Here is a 16,188-nt window from a genome sequence, read left to right as displayed (position 1 = left end):
CAGTGAACCTTAAATCCAGCGTTCTGGACAGCAGATTTTCTGGGGCACCATGGCGCTGGCTGCATAGAAGCTTGCTGAGAGGGAACTCCAAGAAGCTCTAACCCACGAATGAAGGGCAAAACAAAAAAAGCCGCCTTCTTCGGCGGTGATAGGAAAAGAATAGCGCGGTATGCAGCGCTGGTCAACCCCAGCCGGCCACTCTAAAAAACGCCCGCCCACACGCTCTGAAAAGGAACGGGTGGGCAGACGCGCTATGCACTTAGGGGTGTTCAGTTTCATTCAAGGGGCCACAGTCTCCCGCAAGAGGACTCTGGATGCGCCTTATCTCTTGTGGCACGCCCGTCGCCGTTCGTTCTGCCGCGCGGGTGTGCAAGTCTGCCTGGAGCCTGCGGCGATCTCCCAGCCAGCCAGTCCAGCTTCGTCGTTACCTTAGGGACACATCACCCTGAATTCACTCTGAGGCGAGCTCTTTCTCCCAGGTGACCCACATCCGTTCCACGCGGTAGCCCAGGCGGGTGTTGACGCGCAGCATTGGGAGGTTCAGCACCGTGCCGCCCGTGCCGGCGTGGGTGTGCCCTTCCGCCCTGGCCCAGGCCAGCGCAAAAGCCTTCAGGGCCGTCGCCACGCCGCGCCCCCGGTGCCCTGGGTGAGTGACCGTGTCTTCCGAGTCCACCTCCTGGCCGCGCAGGCTCAGGCGGGTCAGGGCCACGATCTCGCCCTTGACGCGGGTGACGAACGCGGCTTCCTCGCGTCGGATGGTCTCACGCAGGGTGTCACGGGTCAGGGGGTCAGGCGTGGTGGTGGGGTTGCGCGGCCTGTCCTGTATGCCGCGTTCGTGCAGGGCAAAGAGGGCGTCCCAGTCGCGCTCAGGCGCATCAGGCGACAGGCGCTCCGGTTCATAGCCGGCCAGAAACAGCCGCTCCTGAAGCGGCTCGAACGCCGCCGGGTCAAAGCGAGTCAGGTCCAGGTGGGCGCCCCACGACTGCCAGGCGTTGCGAAAGCCGGCGGCGTGGAAGAAATCCATCTGCTCACCAAAATCCTCGCGGGTGACGCCCAACACGCGGGCAAAGCCAGCCGGCACCTCGGCCAGCAGCGCCAGGGTCAGGGCCGTGAAGGCGCTGCCGTCGCCGGCCAGGTCCAGGCGCAGGGCGTCAGGCACACTGGGGCCAAACGGAGCCAGGCGCGCGGTGGCGATCACCTGGCCCTCCTGCTCGGCCACCAGGCGGCTGGGCGGCGTGGCCTCACGGAACTGCTCTGGCGTGTAGGTCCAGTGCCCACGCACGCTGTCTGTCAAGAGCTGGGCCACCGCCACAGCGTCGCTCTGGCGAAAGGGGCGGAGGGTCGGCAGGTGGGCGGTGGCGTGCAGGGCGTGCGTCATGGCGTCATGGTGCGCGACTCTCCCCTCTCCTGGCGAACCCGGCCCCTACGCCAGATGGCTCAGAAGGACGGCCACTGGTGCATATACACCCCTCGAAACACCGGGACTGCTGAGCCAGCGCTTGGCCCCACCATGCATGCCGATTCATACTCACCCCACATTCACAGAGCTGCTTGACAGGATTACGCTCATGCCGTATTCTGTTCTCACCGGAATGGAAGCGCCGTGGTGTGCTTGTAGGCCAGGACGGAGCCCGCCCAAGTTCAGTGTTTTCCGCCCCTTCTGTCATGAGGGGGCGCTTTTTTTGGTGTTGCAGCGCTGGCCTGTCCAGCTCTTTCCTTAAGTGTACTCTGTACACATACTTCTGGCAGGGTAGGATGAACCCTATGTCCAGCGACCTTTCGCAGCTGAGCGTGAACACCATCCGCACCCTGAGCATTGACGCCGTGCAGGCGGCCAACAGCGGCCACCCCGGCGCGCCGCTGGGGGCCGCCCCCCTGGCTTACGTGCTGTGGCAGGACTTTCTGCGCTTCAACCCGCAGCACCCCGAATGGGCCGGGCGTGACCGCTTCGTGCTGTCGGCGGGGCACGCCAGCATGCTCATCTATAGCCTGCTGCACCTGACCGGCTACGACATGCCGCTTGAAGACCTCAAGAATTTCCGCCAGTGGGGCAGCAAGACTCCGGGGCACCCCGAGTTCTTCCACACGCCCGGTCTGGACGCCACGACGGGGCCGCTCGGGCAGGGCGCCGCGATGACGGTGGGCATGGCGATGGCCGAGGCGCACCTGGCCGCGCGCTACAACCGCCCCGGTTTCGCCATTTTCGACAACCACACCTACGCGGTGCTGGGCGACGGCGACCTGCAAGAAGGCGTGAACCACGAGGCCGCCGCGCTGGCCGGGCACCTGCGCCTGAACAAACTGATCTGGCTGCACGACGACAACCAGATTCAGCTCGACACCCCCACCAGCAAGGCCGAGAGCGAGGACACCGCCGCGCGCTACGTCTCGTACGGCTGGAACGTGCTGAAGGTGGGCGACGGCAACGACCTGGCCGAGATTCGCGCCGCCATTGCCGAGGCCCAGGGCAGCGACCGCCCCACACTGATTCAGGTGCGCACCGTGATTGGCTTTGGCAGCCCACGTGCCGGCACCAGCAAGGCCCACGGCGAGCCGCTGGGCGCCGAGGGCGTGGCCGAGACCAAGGCGGCGCTGGGCTGGGACTATCCCACCTTTACCGTGCCGGAAGAAGTCAAGGCCCACATGGACGCCCACGAGCGCGGCGCGAAGTTGGAAACTGACTGGAACACCCTGATGGACGGCTACCGCGCGGCGCACCCTGAATTGGGCGCCGAGGTGGACGCCCTGCTGGCGCGCGACCTGCCGGCGGCCCTGGCCGACGCCCTGCCCAGCTACGAAGTCGGCGGTAAAGCAGCGGCCACCCGCAACGCCAGCGGCGAGGTCATCAACGCGCTGGCGAAGGTGGTGCCGGGGCTGATGGGCGGCAGCGCCGACCTGTCGGGCAGCACCAAGACCACCATCAAGGACGGCGGCGAGATGCAGGAAGGCAGCATGGCCGGGCGCAACGTGCTGTTCGGCGTGCGCGAGTTCGGCATGGCCGCCGCTGCCAACGGCCTGAGCCTGTACGGCGGTCTGCGCCCGCTGGTGGGCACCTTCCTGGTGTTTGCCGATTACCTCAAGCCGGCCTTTCGCCTCTCGGCCATTCAGATGCAGCCCGTCACCTACGTCCTGACCCACGACTCGATTGGCCTGGGCGAGGACGGCCCCACCCACCAGCCGATTGACCAGCTGGCCATGCTGCGCGCGGTGCCGGGCGCCCACGTCATTCGCCCTGCCGACGCCAACGAGACGGCTGCCGCCTGGCAGATGGCCCTGGAGTACACCAAGGGGCCGACCGCCCTGGCCCTGAGCCGCCAGGACCTCCCCATCCTGCCGCGCAACCACGCGGGCGTGAAGAAGGGCGCCTACGTGGTCCGTGACGCCGAGGGGGGAGGCGCCGCCCAGGTCATCCTGATCGCCTCGGGCAGCGAGGTCAGCCTCGCCCTGGACGCCGCCGAGGCCCTCAGCGGCGAAGGCATTGCCGCGCGCGTGGTCTCTATGCCCTGTATGGAAGTCTTCCGGGCGCAGGACCGCTCCTACCGCGACAGTGTGCTGACCCCAGGGGTCAAGCGCGTGGCCATCGAGGCAGCCACCAAAGCCCCCTGGTACGAGTGGGTGGGGCTGGACGGCGCCGTGATTGGCATGGACACCTTTGGGGCCAGTGCACCCGCCAGCGTGCTGTTCGAGAAATTCGGGTTCAGCGTGCCGAACGTGGTGAAGGTCGTGCGCGGCGTGCTGTAAACGCAGGAGGCCAACAGGCGCGTCCGGGGAAGTCCCTCGGACGCGCCTGTTCCCTTGCTGGCAGGTTGAGCCCTCTTGTACAGCCCGCTTCAGAGGAGCCCTTAACCTCAGCCCTCCTCCTCCAGCCAGAACAGGCCGCCCAGTCCTAAACTCGGCCGCAGCCGGAGCAGCCGCCCGTTCGCGTGCAGTTCGGCCTGGAGTTCGCCGCCCGGCGTGTAGGCCCGCACAAGACCGTAGTGCTGCTGCCCTGGGCTGAACTCCAGCCCCACGACCGGCGTTCCCTGGGCAAACAGGGCTTCCAGACGGCCCTCCAGTGCCTGCCCCGGTCCCCACTGCCCGCGCGCCCGTAGCGGCAGGTCGTGCGCGCGCAGATAGGCATTCAGGCCGCCCACCCAGCGCCAGGGCCAGGTGGCGCGCTGCCCGCCACTGCCGGGCACGCGGAAGGCACCCTGGGCGCGCAGCAACTCGGCAGCCAGGTCGTCGCGTTCGGGCAGGGCCACCCCCAACCGTGCGGCGTGGGCACGCACCAGGCAGGCGGCACTCAGCGGGCCGCAGCCCACCGCTGCGCCACGCACCTGGGCCTGGCCGCCGTCTTTCTCTGGCAGGGCCGCGGGAAACGCCACGCGAACCGGGGCTGGGGTCAGGACAGGCGCAGCCGTCATAGAGACAGCGGACCACACTGGTCTGAACGGCGAGCACAGCGCCGCTGACGGAACCCTTATGTCCTCGGGTCACGCTAGCCTCCTGGCATGACCCCGCGCCCTCATTCCCGCGAGTGGTACGCCGCGCTGGCCCGTGACCTGGGCGGCTACCGGCACCCCTGGACCCGTGTGCTGGACGGCCCTGACCCGGAATTGATCTACGATCTGCTGCTGACCACGCACCTGACCCCCCAGACGCGGGTGCTGGAGGCCGGCTGCGGCCACGGCCCGGACGCGGCGCGCTTCGGGGACCAGGCGGCGCGCTGGGCCGCCTACGACCACGTCCCCGAACTGCTCGCGCTGGCCCGGCAGCACGCGCCGCAGGCCGACTTTCACGACTGGAACGGCAAGGGCGCAGTGCCTCCTGCCCTGCGCGGTCCCTTTGACCTGATCGTGTCGCGGCGCGGCCCGACGGGCATCATCCGGCACCTGCCCGAAGTGGCCGCGCCGCAGGCCCGCTTCCTGTACGTGGGACCGCGTCTGACGGTGCCGCAGGTACAGGACCGGCTGGCCGCTGTGGGCTGGACGGTGCTGGGCCAGTGGCAGATCAGCGTGCAGGCGCGGGTGCCCACCCGTGAGGACTGGGCGACCCGCTGCGCCTGGATGGAAGAACCTGAGCGCCTGTCCGAATGGGACGCCCAGGCCACAGCCGCCGGTCTGCCCTACCGCGAGGAGCGGCTGGTGGTGCTGGCCGGGGCATCCGGGTAAAGCGCGCCGGCAAAGTACAGCCCCCCGGCCGCCACGTTGGCCCCGGCCTGCGCCCGCTCGCGCGAGGTCAGGACGGCCTGCACCCCTGCGGCGTCCAGCCGGCCCTGCCCGGCCAGCAGCAGCGTGCCCACCAGCCCGCGCACCATGTGACGCAGGAAACTCTCGCCGTGCACGTGAATGGCCCAGACTTCTGGCCCCGGCACCACCTCCAGGCGGCGCAGTTCGCGCACGGTCTGCCGGTCTTCCTGAGTGGCAAAAGCTGCAAAGTCGTGCGTGCCGGTCAGCAGGCGCGCAGCGGCGTTCATGGCGTCGGCGTCCAGGGCGTGCGGCACATGCAGCGCCCGCCCCTGCCACAGGGGATGGCGCTGCGGGCTGACGAGCAGCCGGTAGACGTACCGCCGTTCCAGACAGGAAAACCGCGCGTGGAAGCCGGGCGCTGCCGCCGCTGCCTCCAGCACCGCCACGCTGGGCGGCAGCCAGGCGTTCAGGGCGCGCGCCAGCCGGGGCAGCGGCACCCGGAAGGCGGCCGGCAGGTCAATGTGGGCGGGCATGGCCTCGGCATGAACGCCTGTATCGGTGCGGCCCGCCGCCACGGCCCGAAAGGCGCCGCCGCCCAGCCGCGCACAGGCCGCGTGCAGCGTGTCCTGCACGCTGGGGGCGTTGGGCTGGGCCTGCCAGCCGGCGTAGGGCGCGCCGTCCCAGGCCAGCGTCAGCCGCACCCGCTGAAACCCGGCGGGCGGCCTGAAGGCTGACGTGGGTGCGGGGGACGGAGAAGAGGGGAGCATGGTGACAGCTCTGTTCTAGCACTGCCGACGGCGTGGCCGTCGCGCCCAGCCTCAGGAGGGAAGCCGCCGCAGTACGCTGCACAGACGAACAGCTGCGCACGACCGCTGCCCTGAAGAGCGCCTGCTTTCTCACGGTGCGCCTGGGGTCGCCGGCTTATGCTGCGCGGCGTGAACCGTTCCTTCATGTTGGGCCTGGCCTTGCTGTGGGCGGCGGCAGGCGCGGCCAGTTACCGCGTCAAGCCCGGCGACACCCTGAGCGGCATCGCCGCCCGCGCCGGCCTGAGTGTGGCCCAGGTGCAGGCCGCCAACCCGCGCCTTCAGGGGAGCGCGCTACAGGCCGGCTGGGTGCTGACCCTGCCTGAACGCCCGGTCCAGGGCCGCCGTTACACCGTGCAGCGCGGCGAGAACCTGACCGTCATCGCCGCGCGGGCCGGGGTGACGCTGGGGGCGCTGCTGAAGGCCAATCCGCAGTATCAGGGGGGCAAGGCCGTGCTGGCGGGGGCCACATTGACCATTCCCTCTGCGGCCAGTGCAGCCCGCTCGGGGACTGTAACGGTGCGCCCAGCTGCCACAGGTGGCCCCCGCCCCTGGCTGTGGCCAGTGCCCGGTTATCAGGGCGTCAGCAGCGGCTACGGCGAGCGCGACCTGCACGGCGACACCGAGATGCACTACGGCATTGACATCAGTGCGCCGCACGGCACCCGCGTACTGGCCTCGCGCTCGGGCCGGGTGCTGGAGGCCCGCGCCGACTTTGAACGGGGCTGGGGCTGGACCGTGGTGCTGGAACACCCGGACGGCTGGATCACCCGCTACGCCCACCTGAGTGCCACGCTCGTTAAAGCAGGCGAACTGGTCGTGCAGGGACAACTGGTTGGCCGGGTCGGCAGCACCGGGCGCACCACTGGTCCCCATCTGCACTTCGGCACCTACCTGCGCTGGGACCCGCGCGACCCCCTGAGCCTGCTGCGGTGAGCAGCGTCTGGATTCACTATGCCGAGGGCCACGGCGAGCCGGCACACGCGGCGCTGCGGGCGTGGCTGGCGACCCTGCCCGGCCAGCCGGGTTTTCTAGGCGCCGAGCGCCTGGCCAGCCCCGAGCAGCCGGCTCTGACGCTGGTGGCCAGCCGCTGGGCATTTCGGCCGCCGGACCTTGGCGTCCCCCAGGGGGTGCGGGCCTGGACCTTTGAGGTCGTGGAACGCCGTGAGGGCCGCCAGCAGCAGTGAGACCAGCGAGACTGCGCGCCTGATGCGGTCAACAAAGCACAGATATCCTGACTGCGGGAGGTCGTCCACACCTCTTCACGCTTAGCGTGTTACTTGCCCTTGCATTCCGATGACCCTCGCTTTACGATGCCTCTATATCGGATGGCGAGGTCACCCTCTGGCCTTCCGAGAAGGAGTCGTATGGATGCTCAGCAACTCAAAGGCCACCTCGATCTGCTGCTGCTGGCCAGCCTAGAGCAGGGACCGCGATACGGAGGACAGATTATTGCCGACGTGCAGGCGGCCACAGACGGCTATTTCGCACTGCGTGAAGGCACCCTCTACCCGGCACTGCACCGCCTGGAAAAACAGGGTTTTTTGCAGGGTGAGTTTCAGGTGCTGCCCCGCGGCGGCAGTCCGGTCAAGGTCTATACCCTGACGCCGAGCGGCCAGGCCGAACTGCGCGCCCAGCGCGAACGCTACGAGCACTTTACCCGCGCCGTGCGCGGCGTGATTGGGGGGAAAGCGTGAGCCCGACGGACCGTTTTGTGCGGGAGGCCACGCGCGGCCTCTGGGGCCAGCGGCGGCGCGACGCCCTGACCGAACTGCGCGGCGCCGTGGAAGACAAGGTGTACCGTTACCGGCTGTGCGGCCTGGACCAGACGCAAGCCGAGCAGGCGGCGCTGCGCGACCTGGGGAGCCCTCACGCCATCGCCCGTGACCTCAGCCGGGTGCATACCGCGCCGCTCGCGCTGCGGGCCACGCTGGCGCTGGGCATCGCCGGCCTGCTCAGTTTTCAGGCGGTGGCGGTCGTGCCAGGGGTGCAGGCCATCCTTGACCCCCGCATGCAGCCGGCCTGCACCCTGGACGAACTGTATGTGCGGCTGGTGCCGGGCGCGACCCCCGCCACCGCGCAGCGGCTGCTGACCACGCCGGCCGGCCAGCAGCAGTTGCAGACCAGCGTGCTGGGCCGACTGGCGCCAGAACACGCCGAGTATCTGCGCCGCCAGCTGAGTCAGCCCGGCGGTATGGCCGCGGCAGTGGCCACCTGTCGGGAGCTGACCCCCGCCTACGCCGCCAACCTGCTCAAGCTGGACGATGTGTATCAGGCGCTGCGCGCGGCGGGCGTGACGGTTACGCCCCTTCACGGCGCTGGGCTGGTCCAGCTGTCATTTCCGGGTGAGGAACCTCGTCAGACCGTGAACCTGGAACACAGCCTCCAGACCATCGGGGGCGTTCAGTACGTGGCTGGCAGTGGCCTGCTGAATATCCTGAAAAGCAGCGTCACGGCCCGGATCACCCTGACCGGCCTGCGCAACCCGACCCTGACCATCGGTCCGGCCACCCTGCGCCTGGGCACAGAGGACCACCCGGTCCTTACCACCGACCTGCTGTCCTACGTGATGCTGGACTGGCTCTCGCCTCAGCTGCCAAAGCTACCAGGCACCATGACTCCAGCCATCAGCGGCACGCTGGGCACCCTGACCCCCGATCCAGCCGGCCATCATGTGCGGGTGAACGCCCCAGACGGCGCGCTGTACGCGACCCTCAGCAACGCGGCGGTCCTGGGCCAGAGTGGCCAGAGCCAGACGGCTGTCCGGGCTTATTCGCTGGCGCTGGGGGCCGTGACAGGCGGCCTGCTCCCCGCGCCGCTGGCCGAGGGCCGAGAGGTCGGGTTTGCCCGCCTAGTCAGCACCCTGCCCGAGTTGTTCGCCGCCACCAAGAAGAACGAACGCGCCCTGCTCGTCTATCGCCTGAGCGGCACCGACCTGCGCCAGCTAACCTATACCCCTGTTCCAGCCGCGCAGCTGCGCCCGAACACCGCGCCGTGAGGGCCGTGCTGCTGACCCTGTGCCTGCTGGCCGGTTCAGTACTGGCCCGAGGCTAGGAGCGAGTGGCCAGCAGCGTGACCCTGGACGGTACTGGTGGCCGCCCCGCGCCCAGCCGGGTGGTGTTCGGGGTCACACCACACGCCGCCGCACAGATGGCCCGCCTGTTGACTGCCGATCAGGCGGCGCGGGAAGGAGCGGCCATTCATGCAGCCGCCCAGTCCAGGGCGGCTGTGTCCCCACGGCAAAGGCAGACCCTGGCCCTGCGGCGCGCTGGCTGCCTGAGCAGCGCCCAAAACTTCTTTGGGGTGGCGCTGATCTTTGAGCACAGCGACTGTCCGAAGCACTTTGGGCTGGCGCACCCGCTGGCCGCCCGCGCCTTTGCCCTGGGCGGCGTGAAGCTGGCCGGCGGGCTGACAGCCGCCACCTATAACCGCTGGCAGATGAGTCTGGGCTGCCTTCAGACCTCCGGCATGCAGGTTGTCGAGGTAGGGCCGTGCGACATTCCGCTGGCCCCAGTGACCCCGGCACTTCTGACCGAGCGCGCTAATGCCTCGGCGTGCCGGCCCTGAGGCTGGCCAAAGCGCAGGCCGACCTCATGAGCGCGCTGCCGGAGAGAGCGGCCCTGAAGATTTGGGGGGGGGCGCACGGTAAGGGCCTGGTTAAGGTGTCAGAAAAAGGCTACCCCACAGCGGGAGCAGCCTCTCAATCCTCTTTACGCACCTCCGGCCAGCTCTGTCAGCTGGCCGGGGTGCGGGGCGACTAGACTTCCGTGCCCAGATACTGCCGCGCCCACTCGGCAAACTCAGGCTTGTAGAACTCCAGGCGAATCTTCTTGTATTCCTTCGTGGAGTACAGGATGGCGTGGTCAATGCCCGGCGCCACCTCTTCCTCAATGGCCTTGATTTTGCCGAAGGCCTCGCCCTTGCTGCGCCCGTGCACCATGGTGAAAATCGTGTAGGGCCATTCGGGGTACGTGGGGCGCAGATAACAGTGGGACACCGCCTTGAACTCGGCCATCTTGCGCCCCGTCACGGCCACCTCGTCCTGGGGCACGGCCCACACGCCCATCGCGTTAAAGGTAAAGCCTGCCTTCTGGTGACGGAACACCGCCGACACGCGCCGCAGTGCCCCGGCCGCTTTCATCTTCTGGGCGTGGGCGGCCACCTCGTCAATACTCAGGCCCAGGGCGGCGCAGGCGTCGGCGTAGGGTTCCTCGGTGACCGGCAGGTCCTTCTGGAATTCCAGCACGAATGCCCGGTCCAGCTCGGTCACGGCGTAGCCGATGTTCCGCTGCTCAGAGGTGTACTGGGGCGCCGACTTGGCGTTCCAGTCCTCCTTGCCCGTCATGTCGAACTCCACCCCAATCTTGAACAGGTGCAGGGTGGGCATCAGGCGGGTCAGGCGCGCGCCGCTGAGGTCGTGTAGCTTCTGCACGTGGGCCTCCAGGTCGCTTTCGGGCGGCACGGCGATCGTGTACCACAGGTTGAAGTCGTGGTTGCGCTTGTAGTTGTGGCTGACCCCAGGGTGGGTGTTCACGATTTCGGCGCCGGCATCCAGGGTGTCTTCGTCGTACACCGCCGCCACCAGGCTGCTCTGGTAGCCCAGGGTGCGGGTGTCGAAGATGGCGCTGACCTGCCGCAGCACCCCTTCGGCCTTCACCTCACGCAGGATGGCCAGCGCCTCGGCCTCGCTCAGGCCCACCTCGGCCGCCACTTGCGCGTAGGGACGCTGCACGATAGGAATATCGCGCTGAATGCGGTTCAGGAGCTGCTCGCGTGGGGTGACAGGCGCCTTGGGCGCGGCGGAGGCGGTCATGTCTGCACCATACCCGCCCCCAGAGCGGCAATGTGTCCCCGAACGACCGGTCAGTGAGAGGGGATCCGATCAAATCCGGAACAGGTCTTGGAGTTGACCTGACTGGAAGTGGAAGGACAGAGGCCAGAGTCCTGGAATATGGAGGAGCGTCCGGTGCTCGCCCGAATGTCCCGAAAAGAGCCGACAGTCCCTATGGGGTGCAGCCGGGGGCAACGGGGGCGCACAATACTTGGCATGGTGACCGCCATCGTGATGGTGCAGGCAGAACGCAACCGCATTCAGGAAACCGCCGAGGCACTGGCCGGGGTGCCAGGGGTGCGCGAGGTGTATTCGGTGACCGGCGAGTGGGACATTGTGGCTATTCTCAAGCTCGCCCGCTACGAGGACCTGGACGGCGTGGTGACGGGCGGCCTGCGGCAGGTGACAGGCATCACCCGCACTCAGACCATGCTGGCCTTCCGCACCTACAACGAGGCGCTGCTGGATCAGGGCTTTGGGGTCGGTCTGGACGAATCTCAACAGCGCTAAAGAGCTTTTTAGGAAACCTTCATCTGTCTAGGATCGGGGTGTTTTGTGAGCTGTCCTACCCGTGGCGCCGGAGGGGACAGGTACGGTGACCGCATGACCCGTTTTGTCTCACACGCTGCCCTGCTCCTGGGCTGCTCGCTGCTGGCCACCGCCGCTGCCAAACCGATTGTGGTGGGGAGCAAACTGGACCCCGAGGCGCAAATTCTGGGCCAGATGATTGTCCTGACCCTTAAAAACGCGGGGCTGGACGTGACCGACAAGACCAACCTGGGCGACACCGGTGTGAACCGCAAGGCCATCCTGGCCGGCGAAATTGACGTGTATCCCGAGTACACCGGCAACGCCGTGTACCTGTTTCCTCAGGCCAAGATTACGGCCAAGCAGGCGGGCAATCCCGGCACCATCTACGGCCTGGCGCGGCAACTGGACAGCAAGAACGGCGTGACCTGGCTGCGTCCGGCGCAGGTCAACAACACCTGGGTCATCGCGGTGCCGCAGGCCCTGGCCCAGAGTGCCAAGCTGAGCAGCGTGGCCGACCTGGCCAAGTACCTGGGCGGCGGCGGCAAATTCAAGATTGCAGGCAGCCCTGAATTTTTCAACCGCCCCGACACCATGCCGGCCTTCGAGTCGGCCTACGGCTTCAAACTGAAGGCCGACCAGAAGCTGGTGCTGGCGGGCGCCACTCCACCCCAGACCCAGCAGGCGGCGGCCGGTGGGGTCAACGGCGTCAACGCCGCCATGGCGTACGGCACCGACGGCACCCTCAGCGCCCTGAAGATGGTGGCCCTCAAAGACCCCAAGGGCGCCCAGGCCGTTTACCAGCCTGCGCCTATCATCCGCACCGCCACCCTCAAGGCCGCTCCGCAGATCGAGTCGCTCCTCAACAAGACCTTCGCCACCCTCACCCAGGCCACCCTGCAAGGCCTGAATGCCAAGGTGGCCCTGGAAGGCCGCACGGCGCAGGACGTGGCGCGCGAGTACCTGCGGGGCAAGGGCCTCATCAAGTGACCGGGGCGTGACCCCGGCGACCAGCCTGGGGAGCACTGGCCTGGGCGGCGCGGCGCGGCGGGACGTGCAGGTGGTGTTGTGGTGCTCGGTGCTGCCAATGCTGGCCGGGGCGCTGCTGCCCTGGGTGCTGCTGCGGCCCAACCGCCTAGCCCCCGGCGACTACCTACGATTGCCACTGCCCTGGCTGGGGCTGGCCGTTCTGGCGGCGCTGTTGCCCGCTGTGGTTGGCCGCTGGCGACGTCACTGGGTCTGGCTGCCTGCGGCGGCGGCCCTGAGCCTGGGGCTGTGGCTGCTGGGTACGCAGACGGGCGCGGCGCTGGTGGGCCAGCCTCCTTTTGCGCGGGCCAGTGCCGCCAGCGGGGTCTGGCTGTATCTGCTGGGGGCGGGCATAGCGGTGTACGGCGCCACCCTGGCCGCCCCCGAGCAGCGCTGGTCGGGCTGGGTCTGGGCGCTCCCCGTCGCCGCGCTGCTGGCCAGCGGCACACTGGGAAGCTGGTCGGTGCTGGCCGAGGCCCGCAGCGAGGGCGCGCGCTGGGGGCAGGAACTCGCGCAGCACCTGCGGCTGGTGGGCACGGCGCTGGGGCTGGCGGTGGGCCTGGGGGCGCCACTGGCCGTCTGGGCGGCCAGTCGTCCTGGCGTGGCCGCCGCCGTGCTGGGCGCGGCCAATGCCATCCAGACTCTGCCCAGCCTCGCGCTGCTGGGCCTGCTGATTGCGCCGCTGTCGGCACTGGCCACCGCCTTTCCGGCACTGCGGGCGGCCGGCGTCAGTGGAATTGGGGTGGCCCCAGCCCTGACCGCCATGACGCTCTACGCCCTGCTGCCCGTCCTGCGCAACGGCGTGGTGGCCCTGCAAGGCGTCAGCCCCAGCGTGCTGGACGCGGCGCGCGGCATGGGCATGAGCAATGTGCAGCGCTTCTGGCGGGTGCAGCTGCCGCTGGCGCTGCCGGTGTGGCTGGGCGGGGTACGGCAGGCGGCGGTGCTGCTGGTGGGCGTGGCTGCTGTGGCGGCCCTGATCGGCGCTGGCGGCCTGGGCACCTACATCTTCAAGGGGCTGCAAAGCGCCGCCGCCGACCTGATTCTTCTGGGCGCGGTGCCGGCGGCGCTCCTGGCCATCGGACTGGACGCCGCGCTGCGCTGGCTGGAAGGCGGGCTGGGCCGGGTCTAGGAACACCATGATTGAACTGCATCACCTGGAAAAGCGATACGGCGCGGCAATGGCCGTCCGGGACCTCAGCCTGACCGTCCCCGAGGGCGAACTGGTGGCGCTGCTGGGGCCGTCAGGCTGCGGCAAGACCACCACACTGCGGATGCTCAACCGGCTGACCGAGCCCACCGCCGGGCATGTCCTGCTGGGGGGCCAGGACACCCGGAACCTCCCGCCAGAGCAGCTGCGCCGCCGCATCGGCTATGTCATCCAGCACATCGGTCTGTTTCCGCACCTGAACGTCGCGCAGAACGTGGCCACGGTCCCCGACCTGCTGGGCCAGGACCGCCGGGCCACGGCGCGGCGGGTGGATGAGTTGCTGGCCTTGGTGGGCCTGGACCCAGAGACATTCCGTCACAAGCGGCCCGGCGAGCTCTCGGGCGGTCAGGCGCAGCGGGTCGGGGTGGCGCGGGCGCTGGCCGCCGACCCCCCAGTGCTGCTGATGGATGAACCGTTCGGTGCCCTGGACCCCCTGGCCCGCGAGCGCCTGCAGGCGGCCTTCCGCGAGATTCAGCAGCGGCTGGGAAAAACGGTGGTGATGGTCACCCATGACATAGACGAGGCGCTGCGCCTGGCCGACCGGGTGGCCCTGATGCAGGGCGGTGAACTGGCCCAGTACGGCCCCCCAGACGAGCTGATTCACCGCCCTGCCAGCGAGTTCGTACGGCAATTTCTGGGCGAGGACGCCACGCTGCGCCAACTCGCTGGCCGGCCGATTCTTGACTTTGTGGTGACCGGGCCGGGGCAACCGGAAACGCCTTTAGTTGACGCAGCGCTGAACGCCCGCAGCGCCCTGAGCGTCATGCTCCGCGAAGGCAGCGACACTCTGACTGTGACGCAGGCGGGGCAGCCCATTGGCACGGTTCATTGGTCTGGCCTCCGCGCACTTCCTCAGCCCGCTGAACCAGAGGCCTCTTGAAGAGGTGGCCGTGGGGCGCCGTGCTGTGGCCGGTCCTGCTCATCCTCTGCCTGTGGCCGGGCATCTTGCCAGCGCTGCTGCGGCCCCTGGGTCTGGGCGAACTTGCCCCCTTTGACCCGCCCCTATGGCGCCTGACCCTGACTCATCTGGGGCTGGTGGGTCTGGCCAGTCTGGTGGTGGTGGGCCTGGGGCTCCCGCTGGCCGTCGCGGTCACCCGCCCCGGCTGGGACGCTCCCCGGCAGCTCACCGAGACCCTGCTGGGGCTGGGGCAGACAGTCCCCACCTTTGCTGTGCTGGCGCTGGCGGTGCCGGCTCTGGGCTTCGGCTGGGCCCCCACCCTGCTGGGCCTGGTGCTCTACGGCTTGGTGCCGGTGGTCAGCAACGCCATCCTGGGGCTTCAGGCCACCGAGCGCCATATTCTCGACGCCGCGCGCGGCATGGGCATGAGCAGCGCCCAGCGGCTCTGGCGTGTGGAATTGCCTCTGGCCCGGCCGATCATTCTGGCCGGGTTGCGAACCAGCACTGTCTACAACGTCGGCACCGCAACGGTCGGCGCAGCGCTGGGGGCTGGGGGCCTGGGTGAGCCCATCATCAACGGACTGTCGCAGCAAAACACGGCCCTGGTACTGACCGGGGCGCTGCTGTCTGCCCTGCTGGCCTTGACGCTGGACGCCTGGCTGGCGCTGCTGGGTGGCAGGGACAGGGCGCTGGGGTGAGGAGACGGCCAGCCCGCGACTTCTACAGGGTGATAGAGCGCTTGAGTTAAGGGCTGGGCATTCCTCCAAGCACAACTCTCTTAGCGAGGGGGGATTCTTGAGCAACACAGTCTACTGGCGGGGCTCTAAATCGCTCAGTGAGACCGGAATCTATAGAAGAAGCTCTCGGACATCTTGAATGTTTCGTCCAATCAGCCGAGTCTGAGTCGCTCCAGCAACGCCCACTGACCCACAGTGCAGCCAGGGTCACTTTGCGCTACACTCCTGGGCATGCAGTCCCGGCGGCTTCCTCTTTCCAGGTCTGCACAGTCAATTCGGAACCTGCGGTTTTTCTCCTGACCTTTTCTGCGGCCCAGCTCTCACGCTGGGCCGCTTCTGTCTGGGTCAGCGCCGCAGAAGTGGCCCCACGCCGCCCGTGGGAAGTCGGCGCCGATTGTTCAGCCCTGCCGCGCCCGCCTCAAGAGGTGACACCTTGAAGCAGACTGCCTTTCAGCCTGGTGACCGCGTTGTCCTTCCGCCCTACGGTATTGGGGTGGTGCTTGGCACCTGCCTGCGCCCGGTGGCTGGTGAAGCCCACGCCTACTATCAGGTCGAGTTTCCCAACACCGCCAGCCAGGCTTTTGTGCCGGTGGCTGCGCCCGATACTGCCGGCATGCGCGCGGCCCTGACCGCCCATGACATGCCAGCGCTTCTTGACTCCCTGAAAACCAGCCGCATGAACCTGCCCCGTCAATGGGCGGCCCGGCACCGCCGCGTCACCGAGATCCTGGTCAGTGGGAATCCCTTCGAGCTGGCCATTCTGACCTGCGAACTGCGCCGCTGGAATGTGGAACGCGGCTTGCCCGACCTGGACCGGCAGGCATTTCGCCGCGCCATCAAACTGCTAGAGCAGGAGGTCAGTGGGTTGCACGATCCTGGCGCGCAAGACGTGCAGCAGCTGCTGGTGTATGTCTGGAACGAAGGCCCACAACAGGCCAATTAGACAAATAGAAAAGAGGCCACCCGGAAAGGTCGCCTCTTCTTGCAAAG

17 protein-coding genes are annotated in these 16,188 nt (G+C 68.2%); 13 read left to right on the top strand and 4 right to left on the bottom strand.

The features are described from left to right. Positions 1 to 451: 451 nt before the first annotated feature. Positions 452 to 1,378: a GNAT family N-acetyltransferase gene (locus GO986_RS21515; protein WP_157461575.1), complete on the bottom strand. Its 927-nt coding sequence runs from the start codon at positions 1,376 to 1,378 to the stop codon at positions 452 to 454. Between the two features lie 386 nt (positions 1,379 to 1,764). Between GO986_RS21515 and tkt the strand changes: the two genes are divergently transcribed. Next, entirely contained in the window at positions 1,765 to 3,741 is a 1,977-nt protein-coding gene (tkt, locus tag GO986_RS21510) for a transketolase (RefSeq protein WP_198170896.1), read from the top strand. A gap of 107 nt (positions 3,742 to 3,848) precedes the next feature. On the opposite strand, the gene GO986_RS21505 is transcribed toward tkt, so the two are convergent. Then, positions 3,849 to 4,403, bottom strand: coding sequence for a hypothetical protein (locus GO986_RS21505; protein WP_157461573.1), 555 nt, complete (start codon positions 4,401 to 4,403; stop codon positions 3,849 to 3,851). An 87-nt stretch (positions 4,404 to 4,490) separates the two neighbouring features. Between GO986_RS21505 and GO986_RS21500 the strand changes: the two genes are divergently transcribed. Beyond that, positions 4,491 to 5,150: a class I SAM-dependent methyltransferase gene (locus GO986_RS21500; protein ID WP_157461572.1), complete on the top strand. Its 660-nt coding sequence runs from the start codon at positions 4,491 to 4,493 to the stop codon at positions 5,148 to 5,150. Here the strand turns inward: GO986_RS21500 and truA are convergent. Continuing rightward, positions 5,105 to 5,935 (bottom strand): tRNA pseudouridine(38-40) synthase TruA, encoded by an 831-nt coding sequence (truA, locus tag GO986_RS21495; RefSeq protein ID WP_157461571.1) that lies wholly within the window; start codon positions 5,933 to 5,935, stop codon positions 5,105 to 5,107. The two genes, GO986_RS21500 and truA, sit on opposite strands and share 46 nt — an antisense overlap. A 168-nt stretch (positions 5,936 to 6,103) precedes the next feature. Between truA and GO986_RS21490 the strand changes: the two genes are divergently transcribed. The 5 genes from GO986_RS21490 to GO986_RS21470 all read left to right on the top strand — a co-directional run bounded on the left by GO986_RS21490 (position 6,104) and on the right by GO986_RS21470 (position 9,538). Continuing rightward, positions 6,104 to 6,907 (top strand): LysM peptidoglycan-binding domain-containing M23 family metallopeptidase, encoded by an 804-nt coding sequence (locus GO986_RS21490; protein ID WP_369409532.1) that lies wholly within the window; start codon positions 6,104 to 6,106, stop codon positions 6,905 to 6,907. Next, positions 6,904 to 7,158, top strand: a complete 255-nt coding sequence (locus GO986_RS21485; RefSeq protein ID WP_369409531.1) for a hypothetical protein — start codon at positions 6,904 to 6,906, stop codon at positions 7,156 to 7,158. Before GO986_RS21490 ends, GO986_RS21485 begins: the two co-directional genes overlap by 4 nt. Positions 7,159 to 7,338: 180 nt before the next feature. Beyond that, on the top strand, positions 7,339 to 7,668 hold the full coding sequence (locus GO986_RS21480; RefSeq protein ID WP_157461569.1) for a PadR family transcriptional regulator: 330 nt from the start codon (positions 7,339 to 7,341) through the stop codon (positions 7,666 to 7,668). Continuing rightward, entirely contained in the window at positions 7,665 to 8,969 is a 1,305-nt protein-coding gene (locus GO986_RS21475) for a hypothetical protein (protein ID WP_157461568.1), read from the top strand. Before GO986_RS21480 ends, GO986_RS21475 begins: the two co-directional genes overlap by 4 nt. A gap of 74 nt (positions 8,970 to 9,043) precedes the next feature. After that, positions 9,044 to 9,538 carry a hypothetical protein gene (locus tag GO986_RS21470; protein WP_157461567.1) on the top strand — a complete coding sequence of 165 codons (495 nt, stop codon included), beginning with the start codon at positions 9,044 to 9,046 and terminating at the stop codon, positions 9,536 to 9,538. Positions 9,539 to 9,728: 190 nt separating this feature from the next. On the opposite strand, the gene ahbA is transcribed toward GO986_RS21470, so the two are convergent. Then, the gene (gene ahbA, locus GO986_RS21465; RefSeq protein ID WP_157461566.1) at positions 9,729 to 10,784 is read right to left on the bottom strand and encodes a siroheme decarboxylase subunit alpha; all 1,056 of its coding nucleotides are present in this window, start codon (positions 10,782 to 10,784) and stop codon (positions 9,729 to 9,731) included. Positions 10,785 to 11,018: 234 nt separating this feature from the next. On the opposite strand from ahbA, the gene GO986_RS21460 reads away from it, so the two are divergent. From GO986_RS21460 to GO986_RS21435, 6 genes are all read left to right on the top strand, one after another. Further along, positions 11,019 to 11,312: an Lrp/AsnC family transcriptional regulator gene (locus GO986_RS21460; RefSeq protein WP_157461565.1), complete on the top strand. Its 294-nt coding sequence runs from the start codon at positions 11,019 to 11,021 to the stop codon at positions 11,310 to 11,312. 93 nt (positions 11,313 to 11,405) lie between these two features. Beyond that, on the top strand, positions 11,406 to 12,320 hold the full coding sequence (locus GO986_RS21455) for a glycine betaine ABC transporter substrate-binding protein (RefSeq protein WP_157461564.1): 915 nt from the start codon (positions 11,406 to 11,408) through the stop codon (positions 12,318 to 12,320). A gap of 7 nt (positions 12,321 to 12,327) precedes the next feature. Then, positions 12,328 to 13,485 carry an ABC transporter permease gene (locus tag GO986_RS21450; protein WP_369409530.1) on the top strand — a complete coding sequence of 386 codons (1,158 nt, stop codon included), beginning with the start codon at positions 12,328 to 12,330 and terminating at the stop codon, positions 13,483 to 13,485. A gap of 7 nt (positions 13,486 to 13,492) precedes the next feature. Next, complete coding sequence (locus GO986_RS21445; RefSeq protein WP_157461563.1) at positions 13,493 to 14,443, top strand: ABC transporter ATP-binding protein; 951 nt, start codon at positions 13,493 to 13,495, stop codon at positions 14,441 to 14,443. A gap of 20 nt (positions 14,444 to 14,463) precedes the next feature. Next, the gene (locus GO986_RS21440) at positions 14,464 to 15,159 is read left to right on the top strand and encodes an ABC transporter permease (protein WP_369409529.1); all 696 of its coding nucleotides are present in this window, start codon (positions 14,464 to 14,466) and stop codon (positions 15,157 to 15,159) included. Positions 15,160 to 15,631: 472 nt separating this feature from the next. Then, positions 15,632 to 16,141: a CarD family transcriptional regulator gene (locus GO986_RS21435; RefSeq protein ID WP_157461561.1), complete on the top strand. Its 510-nt coding sequence runs from the start codon at positions 15,632 to 15,634 to the stop codon at positions 16,139 to 16,141. The last annotated feature ends 47 nt before the right edge of the window (positions 16,142 to 16,188 follow it).

Origin of the sequence: Deinococcus arboris (assembly GCF_009755355.1) — a bacterium.
In the GTDB taxonomy this organism is placed as follows: domain Bacteria; phylum Deinococcota; class Deinococci; order Deinococcales; family Deinococcaceae; genus Deinococcus; species Deinococcus betulae.
This window is presented reverse-complemented; position numbering and strand designations above follow the sequence as displayed.